The 23,348-nt window shown below is 41.5% G+C and carries 19 protein-coding genes; 8 read left to right on the top strand and 11 right to left on the bottom strand.

Translation table 11 applies throughout. The features are described from left to right. Together ACIH2S_RS15110 and ACIH2S_RS15105 are read right to left on the bottom strand one after the other, a co-directional pair. Nucleotides 1-690 (bottom strand): malate dehydrogenase, encoded by a 690-nt coding sequence (locus ACIH2S_RS15110; protein WP_430247669.1) that lies wholly within the window; start codon nt 688-690, stop codon nt 1-3. 17 nt (nt 691-707) lie between these two features. Next, nucleotides 708-1,535: a TauD/TfdA family dioxygenase gene (locus ACIH2S_RS15105; RefSeq protein WP_349487974.1), complete on the bottom strand. Its 828-nt coding sequence runs from the start codon at nt 1,533-1,535 to the stop codon at nt 708-710. A 678-nt stretch (nt 1,536-2,213) separates the two neighbouring features. Here ACIH2S_RS15105 and rlmF point away from each other — a divergent pair. Then, nucleotides 2,214-3,179, top strand: coding sequence for a 23S rRNA (adenine(1618)-N(6))-methyltransferase RlmF (gene rlmF / locus ACIH2S_RS15100; protein WP_321146793.1), 966 nt, complete (start codon nt 2,214-2,216; stop codon nt 3,177-3,179). Nucleotides 3,180-3,348: 169 nt separating this feature from the next. On the opposite strand, the gene ACIH2S_RS15095 is transcribed toward rlmF, so the two are convergent. Further along, nucleotides 3,349-4,239, bottom strand: a complete 891-nt coding sequence (locus tag ACIH2S_RS15095) for a LysR family transcriptional regulator (RefSeq protein WP_036955726.1) — start codon at nt 4,237-4,239, stop codon at nt 3,349-3,351. 124 nt (nt 4,240-4,363) lie between these two features. Here ACIH2S_RS15095 and ACIH2S_RS15090 point away from each other — a divergent pair, with 124 nt between their 5' ends. The 3 genes from ACIH2S_RS15090 to ACIH2S_RS15080 all read left to right on the top strand — a co-directional run bounded on the left by ACIH2S_RS15090 (nt 4,364) and on the right by ACIH2S_RS15080 (nt 7,272). Further along, complete coding sequence (locus ACIH2S_RS15090) at nt 4,364-6,010, top strand: alpha-keto acid decarboxylase family protein (RefSeq protein ID WP_154639519.1); 1,647 nt, start codon at nt 4,364-4,366, stop codon at nt 6,008-6,010. 244 nt (nt 6,011-6,254) lie between these two features. Next, nucleotides 6,255-6,524 carry a DUF1471 domain-containing protein gene (locus ACIH2S_RS15085; protein WP_108478370.1) on the top strand — a complete coding sequence of 90 codons (270 nt, stop codon included), beginning with the start codon at nt 6,255-6,257 and terminating at the stop codon, nt 6,522-6,524. Between the two features lie 202 nt (nt 6,525-6,726). After that, on the top strand, nt 6,727-7,272 hold the full coding sequence (locus ACIH2S_RS15080; RefSeq protein WP_036955717.1) for a DedA family protein: 546 nt from the start codon (nt 6,727-6,729) through the stop codon (nt 7,270-7,272). A gap of 53 nt (nt 7,273-7,325) precedes the next feature. Here ACIH2S_RS15080 and ACIH2S_RS15075 read toward each other — a convergent pair whose 3' ends face one another. The 5 genes from ACIH2S_RS15075 to gltS form a co-directional block, all read right to left on the bottom strand. Next, nucleotides 7,326-8,981 carry an alpha-keto acid decarboxylase family protein gene (locus ACIH2S_RS15075; RefSeq protein WP_430247668.1) on the bottom strand — a complete coding sequence of 552 codons (1,656 nt, stop codon included), beginning with the start codon at nt 8,979-8,981 and terminating at the stop codon, nt 7,326-7,328. A 248-nt stretch (nt 8,982-9,229) separates the two neighbouring features. Beyond that, nucleotides 9,230-9,583 carry a RidA family protein gene (locus tag ACIH2S_RS15070; protein WP_430247666.1) on the bottom strand — a complete coding sequence of 118 codons (354 nt, stop codon included), beginning with the start codon at nt 9,581-9,583 and terminating at the stop codon, nt 9,230-9,232. Between the two features lie 3 nt (nt 9,584-9,586). Next, nucleotides 9,587-10,828: a D-amino acid dehydrogenase gene (locus ACIH2S_RS15065; RefSeq protein ID WP_430247664.1), complete on the bottom strand. Its 1,242-nt coding sequence runs from the start codon at nt 10,826-10,828 to the stop codon at nt 9,587-9,589. A gap of 56 nt (nt 10,829-10,884) precedes the next feature. After that, nucleotides 10,885-11,793, bottom strand: coding sequence for a LysR family transcriptional regulator (locus ACIH2S_RS15060; protein ID WP_036955699.1), 909 nt, complete (start codon nt 11,791-11,793; stop codon nt 10,885-10,887). A 155-nt stretch (nt 11,794-11,948) separates the two neighbouring features. Next, a complete protein-coding gene (gene gltS / locus ACIH2S_RS15055) occupies nt 11,949-13,154 on the bottom strand; it encodes a sodium/glutamate symporter (RefSeq protein ID WP_036955698.1) in 1,206 nt (401 codons plus the stop codon). A 707-nt stretch (nt 13,155-13,861) separates the two neighbouring features. Here gltS and mdlC point away from each other — a divergent pair. Continuing rightward, nucleotides 13,862-15,493: a benzoylformate decarboxylase gene (mdlC, locus tag ACIH2S_RS15050; protein ID WP_154600115.1), complete on the top strand. Its 1,632-nt coding sequence runs from the start codon at nt 13,862-13,864 to the stop codon at nt 15,491-15,493. A 298-nt stretch (nt 15,494-15,791) separates the two neighbouring features. Here the strand turns inward: mdlC and ACIH2S_RS15045 are convergent, their stop codons facing one another. Both ACIH2S_RS15045 and ACIH2S_RS15040 read right to left on the bottom strand, forming a co-directional pair. Then, nucleotides 15,792-17,135, bottom strand: a complete 1,344-nt coding sequence (locus ACIH2S_RS15045) for an NCS2 family permease (RefSeq protein ID WP_036955694.1) — start codon at nt 17,133-17,135, stop codon at nt 15,792-15,794. Next, entirely contained in the window at nt 17,135-18,961 is a 1,827-nt protein-coding gene (locus ACIH2S_RS15040; protein WP_349487971.1) for an adenine deaminase, read from the bottom strand. The genes ACIH2S_RS15045 and ACIH2S_RS15040 overlap by 1 nt, the downstream gene beginning before the upstream one ends. Before the next feature lie 144 nt (nt 18,962-19,105). On the opposite strand from ACIH2S_RS15040, the gene ACIH2S_RS15035 reads away from it, so the two are divergent. The 3 genes from ACIH2S_RS15035 to ACIH2S_RS15025 all read left to right on the top strand — a co-directional run bounded on the left by ACIH2S_RS15035 (nt 19,106) and on the right by ACIH2S_RS15025 (nt 21,985). After that, a complete protein-coding gene (locus ACIH2S_RS15035; protein WP_036955688.1) occupies nt 19,106-20,041 on the top strand; it encodes a LysR family transcriptional regulator in 936 nt (311 codons plus the stop codon). A gap of 180 nt (nt 20,042-20,221) precedes the next feature. Next, nucleotides 20,222-21,106 carry a hypothetical protein gene (locus ACIH2S_RS15030; RefSeq protein WP_108478363.1) on the top strand — a complete coding sequence of 295 codons (885 nt, stop codon included), beginning with the start codon at nt 20,222-20,224 and terminating at the stop codon, nt 21,104-21,106. 144 nt (nt 21,107-21,250) lie between these two features. Then, entirely contained in the window at nt 21,251-21,985 is a 735-nt protein-coding gene (locus tag ACIH2S_RS15025) for a vWA domain-containing protein (protein ID WP_108478362.1), read from the top strand. Between the two features lie 73 nt (nt 21,986-22,058). Here the strand turns inward: ACIH2S_RS15025 and efeB are convergent, their stop codons facing one another. Further along, nucleotides 22,059-23,348, bottom strand: coding sequence for an iron uptake transporter deferrochelatase/peroxidase subunit (gene efeB, locus ACIH2S_RS15020; RefSeq protein ID WP_154600114.1), 1,290 nt, complete (start codon nt 23,346-23,348; stop codon nt 22,059-22,061).

Below are 23,348 nucleotides of genomic sequence, written 5' to 3'. Positions count from 1 at the left end.
CTAGAATTTCAGCACCACGATTAGCCACTTTTTAATATAGGTATGTTTTACCCAGTTATTATCTAAAATCGAATATGCTAACTGATCTTTTATAGTAGCAAATCTTAGATCAGGATATTGGGTTGAAGAATGATTCCCCCAAACAATTACACCATTAATGTCTTCAATTCTTGAATTAGTTTTTAGTGCTAATTGAGATACCGCTCTATTATGGTCGAGACGCATAAGAGCTGTAAATTGTTTTGGATTTATACCTTTTGCATTATTATAGGTAATGAAAGCATTAGTATTCGCTGGATTTCCTACAACGACAACTTTCACTGATTTTTTGGCACACTTATTTATAGATTTTCCTTGCTCCCTAAAGATGGCTGCATTTTCTTCAAGTAAGTCTCCTCTTTCCATTCCTTTTTTTCTAGGGGGCGAGCCTATTAATAGTGCTATATCTGCATCAGTAAATGCTATATCATTTACATCCGTCGCCACGATTTTGTTTAGTAATGGGAAAGCTGAATCTTCTAATTCAATTACAATACCTTTTAAAGCTTCCATTCCTTTTGATGTTTCTAAAAGATGTAAATCTATTTTTTGTTCCGAGCCATATAATTCTCCAGCAGCTATTCTAAATGCAATACTTGACCCGATTTTACCAGCTGATCCGGTAATAACTATTTTTATAATATTTTCCATAATTCATCTCTTATTATTTAATCTAATTTTATTCCGTATTGAACTTTTCCATTCAACATTCCATTACCATCCAAATTAAGCCTTCTTAGGTCCCTTAGTTCAGATTCTGGATATTTAGTTCTTCCGTGGACAATAGAACCATTGTCAGCAATTAACATTTGATTGTTATGAAGCTGGAATGTCACTACATTATTATTATTTTTAAAAAATTCACATAATTCTTTATATATAGGTGCCACTTCCTCGCTTGGTGTTATCTCTGCTGCACCATCTGGAAATCGGAATCTAATTTTAGATCTACCGTTATGTAGATCATAAATCGGTGCTAATGTTTTTTGTGAATTTCTTTTAATTTCAATCGCATCTTTAGAATGAACCAAATGATATGTATCTGGAAATTTTTCTTTTATATGTATGTAAGCAGCCTGCGCACTAGCAATAATCGATAAGCCGCCAACTTTAGATGCGATATTACATTGAAGAGCTAGAATATTCCCAGGAGATGATGAAAAAGAACCATCTGTGTGTAGCAGATGTTCTGAATTTGTAGAATCAAGATGCCCTTTTAACGGATTAAATGAATTTATAGGAACAACGCCATTAGAATCTGCTCTAGGGTGTGATTTTGGATTACCAAATAAAAATTTAAGATGTAGGAATTCGTCTAGTTGAATTTTATTTTCACCAAAGTCAACAATGGTAAATCCATATTGGTTCAAACAATCAACCAAAGCATTTAGTTTATCAAAGGAAATATTTATTAAAGAATCAATGTTAATCTGTACTTTTGATACATCAAAACTAAAGTCAAAAGGGAATTTATTATTTCTATTAATGAAGATCATATATATATCAGTATGTTGATTGAAATGGGGGGGTGCGTTAATTGAATATTAGTTATATGTGACTTTCACATTGAATGTCAACTCTGAAGTTAATAAATATTTAATTGAATTGACATGAGGTGTTTATTGCTGCGATTAATTAAACTAGATTGTATTTAAATTTTTTCATGAGGAATAAATTAAATTAATTTAATTTCAAATAAGTGTTTTTTTTTGAGACTTCGAAGGTTTCTTCTCATACGTTGATGAATTAATTAATCGATTGAATTAATTTTAACTAAATGTATAAAACGGGATGTTGAATTAAATTCTAATAAAATGAGAACTTCATGGCACTCACTTTCCTTTAAATTTGAGAGGCTATTATGAAAAGGCTCCTCTTTAAAAAAGATTCTTCTGTGGGCTTGTCATCCCTAGAAATGTTAATCGCATTACAGGTGGGCGAAACTTAATTGAACTCATGATGAATGTTATAACCCATTATTATGGTTCATAATGATGAGCGTGTATCCAATATTTCCAACGCTAACTCGATCCATGTCGTAGCCCGACGACTTGGATGGGATTCTTTTAATGCAGGCTTAATATGGTTTCATCCAAGCTGTTAGCTGCAACTTGAAAGCTCTAGGGTATATGGTATCGTACGCGTCAGAAATACCTTTAAGAGAGCCCGTCACGGTGGAAAAAAAGAAAACCTTCCCGCAGCAGAAAAGCGGCTTACACCCGCGTAACCGTCATCGCTCGCGCTATGATTTCCCAGCACTGATCGCCAGTTGCCCGGCACTGGAGCCGTTCGTCAAACCGAACGCTTGGGGTGACACCTCGGTAGATTTTGCCGATCCTACGGCGGTTAAAATGCTTAACCGTGCGTTGCTGCAACATTTTTATGGCATCGAACATTGGGACATTCCCGCCGGTTATCTGTGTCCACCGATCCCCGGGCGTGCCGATTATTTACACCATCTGGCTGACCTGCTGGCGACCAGCAACGGCGGTGAGATCCCGCGCGGTAAAGGCGTGGCTATCCTTGATGTGGGTGTTGGCGCCAACTGTATTTATCCGATCATTGGTCTGCGTGAATACGGCTGGCGTTTTACCGGTTCGGAGGTTGAACCAGTATCACTCAATGCGGCCAAAATGATCGTGCAGATGAATCCGACGCTGAGAAACGGCGTGCGTCTGCGTTTGCAAAAACAACCTGAATTTATTTTGAACGGCATCATCGGCGTGGCGGAGAAATTTGATGCCACAATGTGTAATCCTCCGTTCCATAGCTCTGAACAGGAAGCGCAAGCCAGTACCCGCCGCAAACTGCAAAAGCTGGGTAAAGGCGAGGAGGCCGGCACGCCAGTACAGAACTTTGGTGGAAAAAATAAAGAGCTATGGTGTGAAGGCGGTGAAGAAGCCTTTGTACGTAAAATGGTAGAGGAGAGCGTGAGCCTGGCGCAAAACTGCCTGTGGTTCACCTCGTTGATTTCTAAAAGCGCGACGTTGCCTTCGATTTATCACGCGTTGAAGCAAGTGGGTGCGGCCGAAGTTCGCACCATTGAAATGGCGCAAGGGCAAAAAATCAGTCGCTTCGTGGCCTGGACATTCCACGACGCGCAACAGCAGGCCGAATGGGCGGCAGAACGCTGGTGTTAATTTCTCTGGTGTCGGTTATTTAACCGGCACCGATAAAATCTCGCATTTTTCTTTCAATTTCTACATGTCGCGTTATTCTCAATATGTCTTCCTAAAACGAGCTTGTCTAACTTAAAGGTATCTATCAAGTCGGTGTCTGTCAGTTATAATCCATTGTAATAGTTCATAATTATGGGCGTGTATTCAGCATTTTTAACGCTAACTCATTCCATGCTATTGCTCGGCGGCTTTGATGGGACTCTTTTAATGTTGCCAGTGCTAGCTCATAGGCAAGAATAGGCTCTGTGATTGGAATAATGGAAAGCCCCTCAATATGGTTCTTTTTCCACATACTTTCAGGGAGTAAGGTAATACCGACACCTGCGCGCACCATCGCCATCACGAGATCTAAATGCCCACTACGTCCTGCAATAATCGGTTTTTTGCCATAGATCCCGCAAGCACTCACAACTAATTCATTAATTCGGAAGCTATCTTGAAAAAAGATAAAAGGCTCATTCAGAAGTTCTGCAAATTTAACGCTATTTTGGGTGGCTAATGGATGTTTATCGCTCGCTAATAGCATCAATCGGTCGGTAGCAAAGCGGTATAAATTAAATCGTTGCTCATCAAATGGTGACATTACCGCTGCCGTTTCTACATCTCCTTTGAGCATGGCATTCATCATATGGTTTGAACTTAATTCGATGATCTGCAACTCAACCTGAGGATATTTCTGACTAAATGCCATGATGATATCGGCAAAATAGGTTGAGGCGATTACAGGTGGTAAACCAACTTTCAAAACTCCAGTGAGTGGACCCGATTTGTCTTTTAGTGCGTTATTAAGAGTGTCGAACTGCGCCAAAATTTGCTGCGCATGACGGAATAAAATCTCACCATCATCGGTTAGTTTGACGCCATCGGTTTCTCGGATCAGTAAGGTTACTTCAAGTTCTTGCTCTAACTTTTGAATGCTGCGGCTGATTGCAGGCTGGGTGACGCATAATTTATCCGCCGCTCGGCTAAAGTTATTTTCTTGTACCACTTCGACAAAATAGCGTAACCCTCGAATATCCATCGTGACCTCTATTACATTTTGTTATAGCAATAATGATTATAAATAATTTCCGCTAATGCAATATTAGGACTAGTAATAATACAAGGCTGAACAATCAGCATAAATTATTATTGGGAATGATATTATGAAAACTGTTATCGAATATGTTCTTGAACGTTTGCAAGCGCTGGGTATCAACGAAATTTTTGGGGTTGCGGGGGACTACGCTTTTCCTATTGAAGATGCGGTTTGTGAAAGTGACTCATTGCGTTGGATTGGTAATTGTAATGAGTTAAATGCCGCTTATGCCGCAGATGGTTATGCAAGAATCAAAGGTGTTGCCGCACTTTCGACAACCTTTGGTGTGGGTGAACTCAGCGCATTGAATGGTCTTGCGGGGTCTTATGCTGAGCATTTGCCCGTCTTTCATCTAGTGGGCATGCCTGCGAGTGGCGTCCAGAAAAATCATCGCCTTGTTCACCACACTTTAGGCAACGGTGATTTTGATGTGTTTTATCAAATGAGCCAACATTTGAGCTGCGCCCATGCGATATTGACGCCAGAAAATTGCATTGATGAAACCGAGCGATTAATTGCAACAGCCCTAAAAGAGCGTCGTCCTGTCTATATGGGATTCCCATCTGATTACGCAGTGATGCCTGTCATTGACAATGGAAAACATAAAAAAATTGAGCCACAGAAAAGTGATATGCAGTCACTCAATGCAGCAGTGAATGCCATTTTAGATAAACTTAATGCCAGCCAAAAAGCCTGTATTATTCCGGGGATTCTGACAGCGCGCTTAGGGTATTCGGATGATGTGCAGGCAATTATTGATAAGACAGGCCTGCCGTATGCCACGATGTTTATGGATAAAAGTATTGTGAGTGAATCTAACCCGACGTATATGGGAATCTATAATGGCAAATTAATGAATGCTCAAGTTGGGGAGTTTGTTGAAAGTTGCGACTGTATTTTAGGCATTGGCGCGGTATTAACTGACTTTAACTCCGGCAGTTTTACGGCATCTATCTCTACTGAGCAACGTATTAATATTTTAGCGGATCAGGTGAAAGTAGGTTCTGCGGTTTACCCAAATGTGATGATGAAAGAGGTATTGGATAAATTGCAAACATTAGCACCTTCGTTAAAACATCAAGGTATTGCAGCTCAAGGATTGGGTGAGCCTCGACAAGGCGATAATGGTCAAATTACCGCACAATATCTGTATCCGCGTTTAGAGAAAATGTTCAAGGAACAGGATATTGTGATGGCCGAAACAGGAACTGCATCAATGGGTTTAGGTTTTGCTTTACTGCCTAAAGATGCTCAGTTTCATAACCAAACATTATGGGGTTCAATTGGTTGGGCAACGCCAGCGGCATTTGGTGCAGCAATAGCAGCACCCAATAAGCGCGTGATCTTAGTGACGGGGGAAGGTTCACACCAATTAACAGCGCAAGAAATTAGTCAGTTTGCACGTTTTGGATTAAAGCCGATTGTTTTTGTACTCAATAATGATGGTTATTTAATTGAGCGATTATTATGTAAAGAGCCTGAAGCATACTATAACGACTTACCGCAGTGGAATTATGCACAATTGCCAGCTGCATTAGGTTGCACTGATTGGTATTGTCAAAAAGTCACCACTTGCGATGAGTTAGATGCTGTCATTAAACAAGCGGAAGTCGCGGATTCAGCAGCCTATATTGAGATAGTCATGGATAGGTATGCCTCTTCTGATCTGGCCAAAAAATTAGGTAAGTCAGTGGCATCGTTATATTCGTTTTAGCATCAGACTGGGACATATTTTTAGTACTGATTTAAAACGTCAGAAATCGCATAAATAAAAGCAATTTATGCTAAGTTTCACACGATATTAAATTTGATATTCATCGCTACATTCTTTATTTTAATAGGTAAATATAGTCTTATATTATCAGGAAATTAATATTCTTTTAACGATGCTCATAATTTCATTCTCTAAAAAAGAATGTAATTAAATGAAGGCGTTATTTTAATAAAAGGTGATGTTGATGAATAAATTAAAAATTGCATTGGTTTCTTTGATGTTTTTAAGTCCATTTGCGATGAGTGCAACTGAGATTAATTATGTTCAGTCCATGGAAATGAAATTAGTTGGCAATATTAATATCGTAATGAATGCAGCGACCACAACGGATTATGTTAATGCGGTTTCACAAAAAGCGGATGAAGCGGGCGCAAAATACTTTATTATTACCTCAGTGAACTCTGAAGGTGAAGGTAACGATATTTCAATCAATGCTAGCTTATACAATAAATAGTCTATATTTATATTTTATGCGTCGTGATCCCCTGCACTTAAGTTGTCGTTAAGTGCAGTTTTTTTATGTGCCATTCGTTTTAGCCGTAAGGCTCCCACCTTATTGAATGACCAAGAATACAAGCAAAAATTTAATTTTATCTGTGTTAAGATTTTAGCTAAAGATATCCATTATCAGCTGTTCAGGAAGGGATCTCGGTCTTATGTCTGAAGTATTAACTCAGTGGTTAATGGAATATGGCTATTGGGCCGTATTTCTTGGCGCGATGCTCGAAGGGGAAACGGCTGCTTTTCTATCGGGAGTGGCCGCACATAATCAATTACTCTCTTATCCTTTGACGATGTTATTTGCCGCGCTTGGTGGTGTCGTCAGTGACAATGTGCTTTTTTTTGTCGGGCGTTATGCTGGTGCTCGGGTATTGCCTAAATTTCAAAAACATCAGAGTAAGATTGTACGGGTTCAGCAGTTAATACAACGCCATGAAAATTGGATTATTATTGGGATCCGCTTTGCGTATGGAATGAGAACTGTTGGACCGATTATTATTGGTGCCAGCAAGGTAAATCCACTCAGATTTTTTGCATTAAATATCCTTGGCGGCGCCATTTGGGGATGCTTGATTGTTTCTATCGGTTACTTTGTTAGCTCTCTTATCTTTGCGCTCCCATTTCACCCGCATTTCTCTTGGCTAGCTATTATTGTATTGGTGATTGTTGGAGTTTGGTGGATCCGCAGGAGGCGACGCTGAGGATCTCTCCGTTTATGATTGTGAGCCTCCGTAGCCTAGGGGGCTAAGCGTCATTATTTTAGATGTTTTGGTATCTCAGCCTTGATCATTTTTCCCATTGCTCGCAGTAAATCTGAGGCTTCATATCTATCCGTGATGATTTCAATATAAGCCGCAGTATCTATTCTTTCGAGTGTATTGAGAACTCGGTTGAGTTCATCGCAAGTGGTAACTTTCTGGCAATACCAATTTTTGCATCCAAGAGCAGCGGGAAGCTGGGCATAGTTCCAGGGGTGGACATCGTTGTAATAGGTCTCGGGTTCATGGCAGAAAAGGCGCTCAATTAAATAACCATCATTATTGAGAACAAAAATCAGTGGTTTCAGCCCCCAGCGGGCAAATAAACTAATTTCTTGCGCTGTCAATTGATGGGAGCCTTCGCCGGTAGCCAAGATCACTCGCCGGTGAGGTGCGGCAAGTGCTGCTCCTAGTGCCGCAGGGGTTGCCCAACCAATCGACGCCCATAGGGATTGAGTTTGAAAAGAAACTTCTTTAGGAAGAAGTGCAAAGCCTAGCCCCATGGAAAATGTCCCAGTATCCGCTATCACGATGTCATTTTGCTTAATGAATTTTTCAAATCGCGGGTATAAGTAATGACTAGTTATTTTTCCGTTATCATTGCTGGTTGGTTCGCCTAAGCCGTGAACTTTTATTGAGTTACTCGGAATAAATGTCAGGATATCTTTTAGCTCAGAAAGTAGCTCATAGATATAGACATCAGAATAGACCGTTGAATCTATAACCACATAATTATCCATTATATGGATCATATTATTGGCGTGAAGATCTGCGGTGAAAAACCCTGTATTCACATCACTCATTACTGCGCCAATATTTATAATACAATCGCAGCTATCAATAAACTCAGCAATGGTAGGATTCATTAAATGCCCACTGTACATGCCTATATATTGTGAGTGGGTTTCATTTAAAACGCCTTTATCCATAAACATGGTGGCATAAGGTAATTGAGTGACTTTAATAAATGCTTCTGCTTCTTTGACTAAATCAAACCGTGATATGAGTGAACCCAGTAAGGCGCATGGAGATTCGCTGTGGCTGAGTTTATTGACTATCAAACTGATGACTTTTTTTAAGTTATCAGGACGACTACTGGGTAATGTGAGCGGTCTGATGTTCTGTACAACGATGCGTTTTATTGCTTGATCAGCCGGAATGCCAATATAAACTGGGCGTCTTTGCGCAAAAGCTTGAGTTATTAAACGGGTCATTTCACTGACACAGTTTTCTGGTGTCAAAATCGCGTGAGCACACGAAAAGGATTGAGCGACTTTGTAAAATACCTCGAAATCACCATCGCCTAAAGTGTGGTGCATAATAGCCTGATTTTCTTGGATATGGCTGGCCGGCATACCGACTAAATGAAAAATAGGTAATCTTTCTGCATAAGCCCCTGCAATGCCATTTAATGCACTGAGCTCTCCAACGGCGAAAGTAGTGGCAAGCGCTGCGGCGCCTTTTAAACGGGCATAGCCATCTGCAGCATAGGCGGCATTTAATTCATTACAGTTTCCTATCCAACGTAAATTTGGGGAGGCGCAGACGGCATCATTAATAGGAAAGGCATAATCACCTGCAACACCAAAAATATCATTAATGCCGAGAGACTGTAATCTGGATAAAACATGCTCAATGACGGTTTGGATCATGTAATTTCTCCACGTTGGTATAAAACTAACCGATAATCATTGGTTTTATTTTTATTTTTCAAACAATTATTTCAATATATATAGATAATAGTAGATGGAATAACCAAGAGGAGAGCATTTTTTTTATTAGAAGTGATAATAAAAAGAGTTATTAAGAGGGAAATTGGATAAAAAAGATGATAAAAGGCATAAAAAAGGCATTCAAGAGAATAAATTTAGTCTTTTGAATGCCATAGAGTAAATTAAAATTAGCGTTGTGCTGCGGTCACCATGATTTCAACGAGTACTTGATCTCGAGCCATATTCGCTTCAACAGCGGCACGAGCAGGGCTAAATTCAGCTGGCATCCAATTTTCCCAAACGGTATTAAAGTCAGCAAAATCACGCTTCATGTCTTTTACCCACACTTGAGCTGATAAAATACGGGTTTTATCGCTATTGCTAGCAGCTAATAATGTGTCAATTTTGTTTAATATATCTTGGGTTTGAGCGGTAATATCTCCGGTTAAATCTGTAGGCACTTGTCCAGATAAGTAAACTAATCCAGCATATTCAACGCTGTCTGCTAAGCGTGGTTTTGGGTTATTACGTTTAATGGACATTAATTACCTCGTTAATCCTTCTAATGAAATAGGGGAGCGTTGCTGGGTAATGAGCTGAGTTAATATCTCTGCGCTACCCGCTGCTAATGTAAAACCTAAACTGCCGTGACCCACATTGAGCCATAAGTTGCTGTGTGTAGTTTTGCCTAACATTGGTGGTCCCTTTGGTGTTGACGGACGTAAACCGCACCATGTTTCAGCTTTATCAATTTTAGGTAAATCCGGGAATGTTTTTTTAATAATATTTTTTAATGCAGAAATTCTGTTTTCTCGTAATCCAAATTTGTCATAACCAATATCGACCATAGCAGCGATGCGTAATTGATCATTTAGTTTGGCGTAGACAATTTTATTGCCGTAGTCGGTCACGCTAAGTTTAGGAACGATATGTGCCATTTGTGGATATTCCACACTGAGGCTATAGCCTTTTAAACCGAGAATTGGCACATCAATGCCAAGGGGTTTTAATAACTCACGGCTACCATTACCTGCGCAAATTACCACATCGTCTGCTTGAATTGAGCCTTGATTTGTTTCTACACCCGTAATGGTATTGCCAAGTTTAATAAAGGATTTGACCGAGTGCTCAAGGCATAATGTAAATTGCGGCTGTGTTGATAAATAAGCCAGAATATTTTTGCAGAATAAATAACAATCAGCGGTTTCATCATCGGGAGCGTAAATCGCACCTACTAACTGTGATTGAATATTTTTTAATGCAGGCTCTAACTCAACGATTTCATCGGCATTCAAAACCTTTTGAAATTCCTTATCCACGGTTTCACTGGCTTTTTTAAAGCTAGATTGTTCGCGATGGATAATTAATTTTCCTGATTTTTCCCAAGCAAAATCGGAAATATCACCATTCGTACGCCACGTATTCATGACATTTTGACTGAGTAGCGATAATCGTAATAAATGAGCGCCATTAATTTTATTGGTGGTGCGGTTACAGGCTAAGGTGAATTGGGTCATCCAAGAAAGCTGCTGTAATGTAAAATCGATTCTTAAATTTAATGGGGAATCATTTTTACCCATCCAGCGTAAGCCTTGTAATGGAACGCCTGCATCTGCAAGCGGCGAAACATAGCGATAACTTAATTGTCCGCCATTGGCAAAGCTGGTTTCCATGCCAACGCCAGAATCAGATTCAATTAATGTGACTGTTTGACCCGCTTTAATTAAAGCATATGCGGTACTTAATCCAATCACTCCAGCACCAATCACTACCACATGTTTAGTCATAATATTCCGCAACCAATAATAACTTAGGAGTTATCATTTAACGGCGAATAGTCAGACTAAACAATTGAGTTTTCATCACCGGAGTATAACTTTTGGTTAACTACTGCGTTGCGTTTTTTTAGTATTAGCGACAAGGTGTTTACATAATTTTGTGCGGCTTTCGTGAGCGGTCTATCTGCTCGATGGAAAACGGATACGGCTAAATGCAAATTTTCTTTAAGCGGATAGATCATTGATTCTGGCAGCGTATGTTCTGCAGAAAAAATGTCAGTAATACTGCAACCTAGGCCTGCACGAACAAACTCCGCAGCCATGTGGTAAGTGTGCACGCTAATATTGGATTCTTGGAACTCATGCCTCTGCTGTAGCAGTTGAGAGAGGGAGTCGGAGCCTGGGTGGATCCAGCGGTCTTGGTCGATATCCACCAGTGAGACGGGAGATTTCGCGGGAGCCTGACTATCCACATAGACGAGAGGTATATCAGCAACAGGCAATACGGTGATCCCACCTTCAATGGCCAAATTAAATGCGATACCAATATCGAGATCTTGTTGAGTTAATAATTGCAAAATATCTGTGGTGTGATGGGTACCAATAGTGAGTTTGATATTTGGATGCTTTTTAATAAACAGTGCGGTGACTTCAGGCACTAAGTTAAGCCCTAGGCTAGGTAAACACCCAATAGCCAACTTACCTTGTGGGTTTCTAGATAAATTCTGTGCCAAAATTCTGAGTCTATCTAAATTCTGATAAACCTCTTTTGCCTCTTCAAATAATAAATTGGCTTCATCTGTTGGCAGTAATTTCCCTCGGATCCGTTGGAATAAAACGAGTCCCAATTGCTGTTCAGCATGCTTGAGTGCTTTACTCGCCGCTGGCTGGGAAATATGCAGAACTTCTGCTGCTCGAGTGAGTGAACCGCAGGTCATCACAGCATAAAAGATATCAAGGTGCCTTAACTTCATTATTGGTCGTCCATGGTTAGAACTAGGTAATACTTTGCATTTTTTCTTATTCTACAGAAAAAGGTGTCATGGATCCGATATCGGGGTCACTTACCAGAAATGAAAAATGCCGGCTCATATACTTTTGGTTATGAGCCGGCATATGCTATTGAGGATTATGCGATGGCTGCGCCTAATTCAATATATAGCTTGATGATGATACTGTTGGTGATATCCACCAGGAAAGCACCGACCATTGGTACTACTAAGAAGGCTTTGTGTGATGGGCTGAATGCACGAGTAATGGTTTGCATGTTGGCGATTGCCGTTGGCGTTGCCCCCATTCCGAATCCACAGTGACCCGCACTGATAACGACAGCATCATAGTCACTGCCCATCATTTTGAATGTGACAAAGCAGGCGAATAACACCATCACAACGGTTTGTACTGCGATAATGATTAATACTGGACCCGCCATGCTAGCTAATTGACCAAACTTCAATGACATTAGCGCAATAGCAAGGAATAACGAGAGTGCCACGCTACCTAAAACGTCAACGGTTGGTTCGAAAACTTCATGTTTAAACACGTGGGTTAAGACGTTACGAATGATGATACCGACAAACAGACACCAAACGAAAGTTGGTAAGTGCATTGGCGTATCTTTTACTAACTCACTGATATAGCTACCCGCAACGATACAGATAATCAGCATTGAAATGGTTTCAATGATGTTATTGGCGTTGATTTTTCTTTTTACCGTTGGTTGCTCAAATGCTTCAAGGATGGTCTCTTTTTCTTGCTCAGTTGCTTTTGGGATGGTCACTTTTTTTAGTAAGTGGCGTGCTACTGGCCCACCGACAAGCCCACCAAGAACCAGGCCCATAGTCGCACACGCCATCGCCAGCTCAACAGCCCCTGTTACACCATATTTATCGGCAAGGATAGGACCCCAAGCACCAGCGTTACCGTGACCGCCTGTTAATGTGATTGAACCTGCAATCAGACCGATAAATGGACTTTCATTTAGCATGACAGCCATACCCATGCCCACAGCATTTTGGATCACAATTAAAATGGTAACTGCGAGTGTTAAAATAACGAGAGGCTTCCCGCCTTTTATTAATCGCGAAAAATCTGAACTTAAACCAATTGATGAGAAGAAAGCGATCATCAATGTGCTTTGTAATGAGGTATCAAACGAGAAAGTATAGCCTGCTGCTTTATCAACAATTAATAAAACGATAGCAACAATAAATCCACCGACAACAGCATCAGGAATATGGTTTTTCTGTAGAAAAGGGCTGATTTTCACCACAATCATCCCAATAAGCAGCGCTAAGCATGCAAACAATAGCGTATAGCTGGCATCTAGTGTCATTATTTTTACCTCACATTTGTTTACCAGAGCATTCACTTTTGCGATTTAACATTAGTGTTAAATAAAGTTACTTTGCTTAACTTTTGTTTAACAATGAGTTTTGTTGAGGTTGATATAACTTTTAGTTAAGTAAATCGTATGAAAAAAGTACTTTCATTGATTGGTTTAAGTCATTACTAGAGGAGGATTTAATCAAAGAAATAAATAATAATAAAATAACAAATTGATTTTATTAGGCATTTTAATTTCTCTTATCTGGTGGGAAAATAACGTGATTTCATCATCTCTTTTGGTGTATTAGCGCTGGCGCTAAGTCGTGGTAATTGTTGGAAATGTGATGGGTGACATAAAAGCCGCTATATTGTTAATGAATGTTAAAAAATTGCTACATAACTCACGTTTTAGTCAGTTTTGTTGGCGATTAATCTGCTTTTTACGCGTCAAATTGAAGCTGAAATTAGTATAAAGACCAATATTCTTAAGCATCTTTCATGCTTTATATGGATTAAATCTTAGAGTGCAGTATTTATTCCCATTGGATTGTTATCATCGAAACAAGATGTTTATTTAACTGATTGTATTTAAATAAAATAAAAAGCAATCTTTAGGTTTTAAATAAGATTAATTCTCTGAGAGGAAAATGTTTTTCATTGGGGGGATTGGTTATGATGGGGATTAATTCAGGTATCTTAATTAGGGTATTTTAAATGAAGAAAACCATTCGCCAAGTGACTTTTGATTTACTACGCCAATTGAATATTACGACCATTTTCGGTAACCCTGGTTCAACTGAAGAGACATTCTTAAAAGATTTTCCGAGTGATTTTCGTTATATCCAAACATTACATGAAGCATCTGCTGTAGCAGCAGCTGACGGTTATGCTCAGGGAATGCGCAAAGTGGCAATGGTCAACTTGCATACTTCCGCGGGGCTAAGTAATGGGATGAGTAATATTCTCACCGCCTATATGAACCGTACGCCACTGATTATCACGGCGGGTAACCAAACCCGTGAAATGTTGCTGATGGAACCTTGGCTAACCAATATTGAGCCTGAAACCTTACCAAAACCATGGGTCAAATGGAGTTACCAGCCGGAGCGTGCGGAAGATGTGCCAGCGGCATTTATGCGAGCATATGCGATGGCACTTCAGCCACCAGCGGGACCCGTTTTCTTATCAATCCCCCTTGATGATTGGGATAAACCTGCCGTTGCCCAAGAGGCGGTTGTGCGTGAAGTTTCCCAGCGCATTGGTTATGATCCTGTTCGTTTACAAGCATTTGCGGATGCGCTGAATTCTGCCAAAAATCCAGTGCTGATTTATGGCTCCGCCATTGCGCGGGGGGAAGGCTGGGACGCGGGCATTGCGTTAGCCGAAAAATTGAATGTACCTGTTTGGGCGGCGCCAGCATCGGAACGTCCGCCATTCCCTGAAACGCATCCTCTGTATGCTGGCGGGTTGCCTTTCGCGATGGGACCGCTGTCCGATAAGCTAAAAGGGTATGATTTGGCGTTGATTATCGGGGCGCCTGTTTTCCGTTATTATCCTTATGTAGCAGGGAGTTATTTGCCAGATGGCATGCGTTTACTGCACATTACCGATGACCCTATTGAGGTAGGAAGAGCACCGGTTGGTGATAGCTTACTCAGTGATGCGGTACTCGCGATTGAAGGGCTGACTCCGTTAGTGAACGCCAGAACGGCAGCGAAAAATAAGGTTGAGAAACAGTCCCATGGTATGGCTCCACACCCTGCCGCACCAGGGGTGAAGGGGGATTCAACGGTATTAAGTGCAGCGCAGCTGTTTAAAGCGCTGAGAGAAGTCTCCCCGAAAGAGACTATCTTGGTGGAAGAATCGCCGTCAAACCTCGGCGAATTACATCGTGAATGGCCAATTGATGCACCGGATTCGTTCTATACCTTTGCCAGTGGATCATTAGGTTGGAACTTACCAGCAAGCGTGGGAATCGCTTTAGCGGAAAAAGACAGTGGTCGACACCGCCCTGTGATGTCGATTATTGGTGATGGCTCGATGCAATATTCGATTCAAGGGCTATGGAGTGCGGCACAACATAATTTACCGATTGTGTTTGTGATCCCACGAAATAGCGAGTACGCCATTTTGAAATCCTTCGCGGTGTTAGAAGAAACGCCAGGAGTTCCGGGGCTGGATATTCCAAACTTGGATATTGTGGCGCTGGGTAAAGGTTATGGTTGCACGGCGTTAAAAGCCACGACGGTAGATGAGGTCAAAGCGGCTTGCCGTGAGGCATTTAAGCGTCAAGGCCCAACGGTGATCGAAGTGCCAATTCAGCCTCAAATTCCCCCACTGATTTAATATGCAGATTTAAATAAGATGCAAATAGAAAAATAGCCTCAAATAGAGGCTATTTTTATTACCAAGATTGTCTCTTTAGTGTATGTTTTGTATTCTCTTTATTTTTTGAGAATAAAATGAATTTTTTCAATGAATTAAAAGCTTCGCTAATAGAAGCTATTAACATCAAGAATGGAACTAAGGTGGCCTCAAAGATCACAATCTATGAAGCCGATGATGTCATATTTAGTAAAAAGTCATTTGAGACATTGAGCCGAAATAATCCGGCTCAGTTAGAAAAAAATAGGGATGAGCAGGCTTAGTGCTTCACTAACGTTGAGAAGTAATACACTAATGGCACAGCGAGGATCCACAGACTGATTGGAATTTCACGCCACTTGCCTGCCACCGCTTTAATTAAGATATAAAACAGTAACCCACCTGCAATCCCTGTACCAAAGCTGTTCGCGATTAAAGTGATCATCACCATCATTAATACTGGCAGACCGTCGGTAAAGTTCGCTAAGTCCACTTTACGTAATCCGCTGAACATATTTAAGCCAATTAAAATTAATGCAGGAGCGGTAGCTTGTGCCGGGATCATTAGTGCGATTGGGGTAAACAGTAACATAAGCAGGAACATGAACGCCGCCGCTAATGCTGTCATACCGGTTTTACCGCCTGCTTCAGCGGCTGCTGAAGATTCAATTAATGCGGTTGCCGCTGGAATACCGACCATTGGACCTAACGCCGCGGCGATGGAGTCGACAATAAACGGGCGGTTGATATTTGGCATGTTGCCTTCTTTATCCAGCAATCCGGCTTCGCCACCGACGGCTAATGTGGTTCCCATAGTAGAGAAAAACTCCGCGGCGAAGAACACAAATAAGAAAGGCAAGAAGGCGATATTTAAGGCGCCGATTAAATCCACCTGACCTAAAACTGGCGCAATAGAATGCGGCATGCCAATAAAGCTTTCTGGTAACTTTGTGACGCCGAACGGAATGCCTAACACGGTGGCGAACAAAATCGCCCATAAGATCCCACCGGGAATGCGGCGAGCTTGCAATGCGATAGCCACAAAGAAGCCCGCAAGAGCGACTAAGGCACCCGGAGAGAGAAAATCCCCCAGCATTAATGCGTTGGTTTTTGGATTGGCTAATACTAAGCCTGCATTACGAAAGCCCAACACTGCCACAAACAGACCGATAGATGCTGTTAAGCCTAATTTGATGGATTGTGGTACGGAGCGAGTCACAACCTCACGTAAACCGAATTTGGTGAGCAGGAAAAATAAAATTCCAGACCAGCAGGCGATGCCTAAACCGATTTGCCAATCAATTCCTTCACTGCCTGCAAGGGTAATCCCCACTAATACCGAGCCACCAATACCGGGACCCACAATAAAAGGCAAGTTAGCGTAGAACGCCATTAATAGGCTAGCGAGTACAAACACGATTATAGTGCCTGTGGTCGCTGCGCCTTTATCCATGCCGCCTGCGGCTAACAGTCCGGGAATAACTACGAGCAAATAGGCTGCTGCAAGGAACCCAGTGGCTCCGGCGAGGCATTCTGTTCTGATTGAACTGCCACGTTCACGCAGCGCAAAACGCCTTTCTAACCAACTCCCTGATGTTGGCTGATGAAGAGAATCGTTAGCCATTAATTGGCGCTCCTATCATTATTTTTTATTGGATGAGTGTTTTTAATACCGCTATTACTTTCAGCACGTTCTAAGACGGCATCAACTATCTGGCGAGTGGTACCGCAAGTCAGTCCTAAATCGGTTAAATGTGGGCCAGCATTGCAGGCAAGACAAGTGCCTTCGATGGCTTTGAATACACGATATGGGGGTTCCCAGTCAGCAATTTGGCTGCTCAATTCTCTGAGTTGGCGAAATTGTTCTGCCAGCTCAGGTGCAGGTAATTCCGAGAGCATACCTGCAATGGGCATCGCCACATGAGCAAGGATTTTACCATCTTGAACTAACGCCATACCGCCACCGCTTTCAATCAGCAGGTTGGCTGCCATTGCCATATCGTTGGCATCACGTCCGAGCACTACAAGGTTATGGGAATCATGGGAGTAGCTGGTGGCAATGGCGCCGCGTAATTCTCCCCATCCTTTTAGTAAGGCAATTTGTGGTTTGGCGTTATGGCGTCCATGGCGATGTTGTACGCGGATCAAACTAAATTCATCAGGCAGTTGCACGATGCCATTTTCGACTTGAACATCGACCTCTCCCCACTGAGTAAAGCGGGCACCGCTAATATGACGTAAACGCGCAGTACCATTTTGCAAGTCAGCTAATTGAAGCTGGCAATCTTGAGCCGAGATTGGCGCTAGGTGCATGGTATCGCGTGGCGGTAAAATCGTATTTTCAGTGGCAATCGGCGAAAAAAGTTGCCCATTCTCTGCCACTTTTTTGCCATCGACATAAACTTGCTGAGCTTTTAAGGTATCGAGAGAATCAAGAACCACTAAGTTGGCGCGACGACCTGCGGCTATCAAACCTAAGTCATTGCGCTGTAAGCGAATTGCGCCATTGAATGTCGCAAAGCGCAACACATCAGTGGCTTTCATTCCGTGCTCAATTAATAAATTCAGCAGCGCAATCACGCCGCCTTTTTCAATCAATATGTCTGGCGGAACATCGTCTGTGCATACCGTGATTTGTGAGGATAAATGCGGCAGTGTTTGCAATGCCGCCACAATTTCAGGTAGCAGGTAAGGGTGAGAACCACGGATTTCCAGTGTTAGCCCCGCTCGTAATTTTTCGAGGGCGTCTTCTGCGGAAGTGAGTTCATGGTCGGAGGTAACGCCAGCAGCGAGGTAAGCTTGTAAATCAGCACCTTTTAATCCGCGGGCATGACCTTCAATGATTTTTCCTGAGCTTAATCCGGCGTCGAGGATCTCTTCCATGCGTTCGCTGCCATTTAGCACGCCGAACATATCCATCACTTCTGCCACACCACGTACTTCCGGCCAGCTCAACATCGTGGACATCTCTTGTCCTGCGAAGTCTGCACCTGACATTTCCAATCCTGGTGTTGAAGGCACAGAAGAAGGGGCTGCAACCATCACATCAAGGGGCAAATTACGGCTAGCATCAATGGCATAGCGTACGCCATCTAATCCCAATACGTTTGCAAGTTCATGGGGATCCCAAAATACGGCGGTGGTGCCTTGTGTGAGGACAATTTCAGCATAACGAGCAGGGGGAAGATGGGAGCTTTCTAAATGAACGTGGGTATCAATAAAACCTGGGGAAATAAATTTTCCTGATAAATTATGGGTTTCATGGCTATCAGTACGACTTCCTGTTGGGTGTACGCTGGCAATCAGCCCTTCAATGATACCGATATCCGCAGATCGAATTTCCCCAGTGACCATATCAATAATATTGGCATTGGTGAGTAAAAGGTCAAAAGGTACTTCGCCTTTTGCGGCTTGTACGGCTCGACGTCGAGTTTGATTTGTTAGCTTCATAAAACACCATCTCAAAGATTTATGTCGCTACTTTATGAGCAAGGCAAACGTTTGCCAAGATGATAAAATTTATCGAATCATAAAGAGAGGTTATAATGAAGCGCATCATGATAAGAATGACGATCCAATTTGCGAGGAAATACAATGACTGAGCCATGGCAGCGCCTTCCGGCATTAACTCTAAAGCAGTTGCAATATTTTGTGACTCTTGCACATCTGCGTCATTTTACTGAAACCGCAAATCGCTTAGCGGTGAGTCAGCCTGCATTGAGCAGTGCGATACGGCAGATTGAAACCGTAATTGGCGGTAAGTTGATTAACCGTACGGCAGCGTCAGTAACATTGACGGAGCTAGGCGCCGCAATCTTACCTCATGCAGAGCGTATTTTAAGTGTCTCCCACCGAGGCTTCAGTGATATTCAAAAAATTATCGAAGAGGGCGGTGATGGCACATTACGCATTGGATTGGTTCCTTCTGTCAGTTCGTTATTATTCCCGATTATTCCTGAACAATTACAGCAACATTTTCCTAAACTGAATGTGGAATTTTATGACCAAACGAATGATACACTAGTGAATAAATTAGTGAATAACGAAATTGATTTTGGGGTAGGTGTATTGGATAGCTCGGTTCCTGAAGAGTTAACTTTATATCCTTTGCAAGATGACCCATTTGTTGCAGTAATCCACCGTGATGAATTTATTTCAGATAATGCATTTCATCTACCGTGGAAGTTCTTAAATAACCGTGACATTGCTATGTTTTCGAAAGGAAATATTAATCGATTAGTGAGCGCTACAATTGAAAGTAATCGCTTTAATATTAATCCGCGTTATCAAGTCGATTATATTGAAACCTTATATGGTTTAGTCAGGTCGAAATTAGCGATTGGCATTTTGCCTCAGTTATATACGGTGCATTTACGGGATCCTGAGTTAAAAGTTTTACAGTTACAACAACCCGCATTAACGCGTTCAATATCCTTAATGCGTAATAACCAAACGCTAACACCGACAATGGAATCTGTTTTCCAGCTATTATTTAAAGCATTACGTCGTACGCCCACTCATCAATCTTAGTTTTACAGCGCTTTTCTATATCTAATTTTTTATAGTTCGTCATTATTGATTGATTTTCAACAAGTAAGAAGTGTTAAGCACTAATCGTAAAACTATTTTTATTGGGATGAATAAGATTACTACCCTTGACTGTTTGTTTTTTGGTCTATTTTTTTGATGTGTAATATGTTGAGGATATACATGAAAGCTATATTGAAAGTCAGCCTGCTCACAACAGTAATGCTATTGATTACTGCCTGTGGTGATCTCGATATTATGGGAAATAAAGGAAAGTTCTATTATAGCAATCCAACAGAAAACACGATTTCCTTTAAAGTGGATGGTAAAGATTATCTGGTCGAGCCTAGTCAGTATGGATCAGTATCATTAGCCAGTGGTGAACATACACTTGAAGATAATACAGGTCATGTCACCAAATTTATGGTGTTTGAACATAACTCAGGCGGGATCCTAAACCCTAATCATGGGGTGTATTACACATTTTCTGAAGTGTATACCGAGCAAGATAAAAAGGGGTATCAACCCGCGCCGCGAAATGTCACTATTTATGGGCATGAATTAAGCTTACCTATCAAAAGCAGTGATGCCGTGGTGATTGATGGCAATTTATTCCGTTGTACTTACCCAATTGGCAAAGCGTTGCCGGGGGCAGAGAATAAGCAGTACAAGCAAGAAGATATTAAATCAAAATGTTTTGATCAATCTGAGTTAATTGAATATTTTGCGAACGAACACGATCAAAATTTAGTACCTAATTCACCGCAAAATGAAGAAAATAATTCAATTAGCCAGCACTTAAGTTATCAAGTTCCTCAAGCGGCCTTCCGTGATCCACAGGTTCAATCGGTGGCGAATGAGATTATAGCGTTAACAGAAACGCTGAAAAATGCGAACAAAGTCGATATTCATCAAGACTTAAATAAACAATATCATCAATTAACTGTTCAGTTAGTGGAAACGTATACTGAAAGTCCTTCGAGCAATATGGCTGAGGAATATATAAAACTTAATGGGTTTATTAAAGAAATTAACAAACTCAGAAATTATGGTGTGTGGGTAAGGTAAGTATATTCCATTAAGTTTATCTGAGTGTCTTTATAATTAAGAATTTGCTTATAAATTAAGCAGAGTAATCTTATGTGATATCCCGCTGAAACACGGAAACTAAAAGGTAGTTTCGTCAGGATAATATTATAAAGAGGCTCAGTGATGAATTTATTTAAGACTTCATTTTTTACTGCAATATCTGCTGTATTCCTACTCTTTTTTTCTAGCGTTTCTGGCGCTAAATCCATTGTTGAACCCGCTAAAGATTCTGAAGTATTAGATTTGGTGTTTATCTTGGATAAAAGCGGTTCAATGTCAGGATTTGAATCTGACACTGTTGGTGGATATAACAGCGTGCTGACAGAAAATAGAAATAAAGCGGGTAAAACCTTTATTACCACGGTGTTGTTTAATAATAAAACCAGTTTATTACACAACAGAGAACCTATTGATAAAGTGAAAAACCTCACGCTAGATGACTATTCTGTCGGTGGAAACACCGCATTATTAGATGCCATTGGCGATACCATGGTGAAAATGCGTGAGAATAGAAAAATCACCAAGAACAATAATATTTTGTTTGTGATTATTACTGACGGTGAAGAGAACAGTAGCACCAAATATAGTCAGGCTAAGATTAAATCTATGATTAAATCTGCAGAAGTTGAAGATAAGTGGGACTTTATTTTCTTAGGTGCCAATATTGATGCGATTACGGCTGCGGATAATATCGGTATTAAGAGTTCGAATGCTACAGGTTATGTTCAAGATGGCACGGGTTACGATAAGGCATATAAAGCAGTCAATAAAGCCGTAGAAGCCAAACAGAATGCTGCACCAATATCAGAGGAATGGAAACAGGAAGTTGAGCAAGACGCGAAGGATCGCAAAAAATAAGAAGATAATAAAATCAGTCTGTAAATGAACGAGCTAGAAGCCCCGAAATAATATTCGGGGCTTTTTTATGGTGCTATTTAGTGTCTTTCAGCGCGGCAAATAACCCTTTAGCAAGTTGGTCTTGCTCTGATTGAATGCCGGGTAAAACGAAATAGTAACCCCCACCAAACGGTTTAATATAGCGCTCTAGTGGTTCGCCATTTAACCGTTTTTGAGTATCAATAAAGCCGGTTTTTAAGTTCTTTTGGTATGAAACGAAAATCAGTCCCATATCCAGAGCGCCGTTATCAGTTAAGCCAAGAGAGTAGCTGTAACTACGGCGACGTAACTTGGCGGTGTGGCGCGTTGGATTTCTTGGTTCGGCACGGCGCATATGGGAGTCAAATAACACGCGGTCACCATGCGGATCTTTGTCGAATGCAGGGTCATCCATTTCGTGCTTCATCCCCATGGGGGCACCTGTTGCTTTATGGCGCCCAAAGTCATTTTCTTGGTCTTCCAGCGGTGTTCTATCCCAAAATTCGAGATTAAAACGAATTAGGCGAACCGCTTGGTAGGTACCGCCGACACACCATGATGGCTCTTTGTTATCCTCAGTCACCCAAATCAGCTCATCCATTAATTTGCTATCGTCGGCTGGTGCATTACCAGTGCCATCTTTAAAGCCAAATAAATTAATTGGGGTAGAGCGTCTATCGATATCCCGTGATGGTAAGAACCCATCGATTTTCCATAGCGGGAACCAATAAGGTGAAGTGTGGCGGAGAATATCGCGCAGCGCATAAATCACGCTTTCTTGGCTATTGGCACAAATTTGCAGCACCACATCACCACCACACCATTTGTCTTCTAAACGGTCGTTCGGGAAGCTGGTCATTTCCACCAATTGACTCGGTTTAAGCTTTTCTAATCCAAAGCGTGAATCAAATAAGCTATCTCCCAAGGAAACCGTGACACTCAGGGCGTCAGGTTGAATGAGCGTGCCTAAAATCCCAGACTCAGCGGGAGGCATTTTATCATTCTGATTTGGCGTGGATTTTTGTACTTGGGTCAGAAAAGCAATGCGTTGAGTTAATACCGAGAACAGCGCTTGCAGCTCATCAAGGGTCGTTGACGTGATTCGAAAAGCGATAAACGAGGCATTTTTCTGTTCTGGGGTTAACACACCCGCTTGGTGTGAACCTAAATAATTGATGCTTTTATCATAAGTCAGTTCGCAATCCGCAATGGATGCTTTTGCGCTGAGGGCGGGGGCGGCGAGGATTGCACCTCCCATGACTAAGGTTTTTAGCGCATGGCGGCGAGAAACTTTAGATTGAGAAAACCCCAAAGGTTGTGACTCGCTTTTTAGTTTAGCTTGCAT

The organism is Providencia lanzhouensis, from assembly GCF_050469745.1.
GTDB classification, from domain to species: domain Bacteria; phylum Pseudomonadota; class Gammaproteobacteria; order Enterobacterales; family Enterobacteriaceae; genus Providencia; species Providencia lanzhouensis.
The sequence above is the reverse complement of the archived record's forward strand: the minus strand, read 5'-3'. Positions and strand labels throughout refer to the sequence as shown.

What these genes read in the sequence shown, in the direction of transcription:
- ACIH2S_RS15110 (WP_430247669.1), bottom strand. Translation starts at nt 690, where the DNA reads ATGGAAAATATTATAAAAATAGTTATTACCGGATCAGCTGGTAAAATC.
- ACIH2S_RS15105 (WP_349487974.1), bottom strand. Translation starts at nt 1,535, where the DNA reads ATGATCTTCATTAATAGAAATAATAAATTCCCTTTTGACTTTAGTTTT.
- ACIH2S_RS15095 (WP_036955726.1), bottom strand. Translation starts at nt 4,239, where the DNA reads ATGGATATTCGAGGGTTACGCTATTTTGTCGAAGTGGTACAAGAAAAT.
- ACIH2S_RS15090 (WP_154639519.1), top strand. Translation starts at nt 4,364, where the DNA reads ATGAAAACTGTTATCGAATATGTTCTTGAACGTTTGCAAGCGCTGGGT.
- ACIH2S_RS15085 (WP_108478370.1), top strand. Translation starts at nt 6,255, where the DNA reads ATGAATAAATTAAAAATTGCATTGGTTTCTTTGATGTTTTTAAGTCCA.
- ACIH2S_RS15080 (WP_036955717.1), top strand. Translation starts at nt 6,727, where the DNA reads ATGTCTGAAGTATTAACTCAGTGGTTAATGGAATATGGCTATTGGGCC.
- ACIH2S_RS15075 (WP_430247668.1), bottom strand. Translation starts at nt 8,981, where the DNA reads ATGATCCAAACCGTCATTGAGCATGTTTTATCCAGATTACAGTCTCTC.
- ACIH2S_RS15070 (WP_430247666.1), bottom strand. Translation starts at nt 9,583, where the DNA reads ATGTCCATTAAACGTAATAACCCAAAACCACGCTTAGCAGACAGCGTT.
- ACIH2S_RS15065 (WP_430247664.1), bottom strand. Translation starts at nt 10,828, where the DNA reads ATGACTAAACATGTGGTAGTGATTGGTGCTGGAGTGATTGGATTAAGT.
- ACIH2S_RS15060 (WP_036955699.1), bottom strand. Translation starts at nt 11,793, where the DNA reads ATGAAGTTAAGGCACCTTGATATCTTTTATGCTGTGATGACCTGCGGT.
- gltS (WP_036955698.1), bottom strand. Translation starts at nt 13,154, where the DNA reads ATGACACTAGATGCCAGCTATACGCTATTGTTTGCATGCTTAGCGCTG.
- mdlC (WP_154600115.1), top strand. Translation starts at nt 13,862, where the DNA reads ATGAAGAAAACCATTCGCCAAGTGACTTTTGATTTACTACGCCAATTG.
- ACIH2S_RS15045 (WP_036955694.1), bottom strand. Translation starts at nt 17,135, where the DNA reads ATGGCTAACGATTCTCTTCATCAGCCAACATCAGGGAGTTGGTTAGAA.
- ACIH2S_RS15040 (WP_349487971.1), bottom strand. Translation starts at nt 18,961, where the DNA reads ATGAAGCTAACAAATCAAACTCGACGTCGAGCCGTACAAGCCGCAAAA.
- ACIH2S_RS15035 (WP_036955688.1), top strand. Translation starts at nt 19,106, where the DNA reads ATGACTGAGCCATGGCAGCGCCTTCCGGCATTAACTCTAAAGCAGTTG.
- ACIH2S_RS15030 (WP_108478363.1), top strand. Translation starts at nt 20,222, where the DNA reads ATGAAAGCTATATTGAAAGTCAGCCTGCTCACAACAGTAATGCTATTG.
- ACIH2S_RS15025 (WP_108478362.1), top strand. Translation starts at nt 21,251, where the DNA reads ATGAATTTATTTAAGACTTCATTTTTTACTGCAATATCTGCTGTATTC.
- efeB (WP_154600114.1), bottom strand. Translation starts at nt 23,348, where the DNA reads ATGCAAGCTAAACTAAAAAGCGAGTCACAACCTTTGGGGTTTTCTCAA.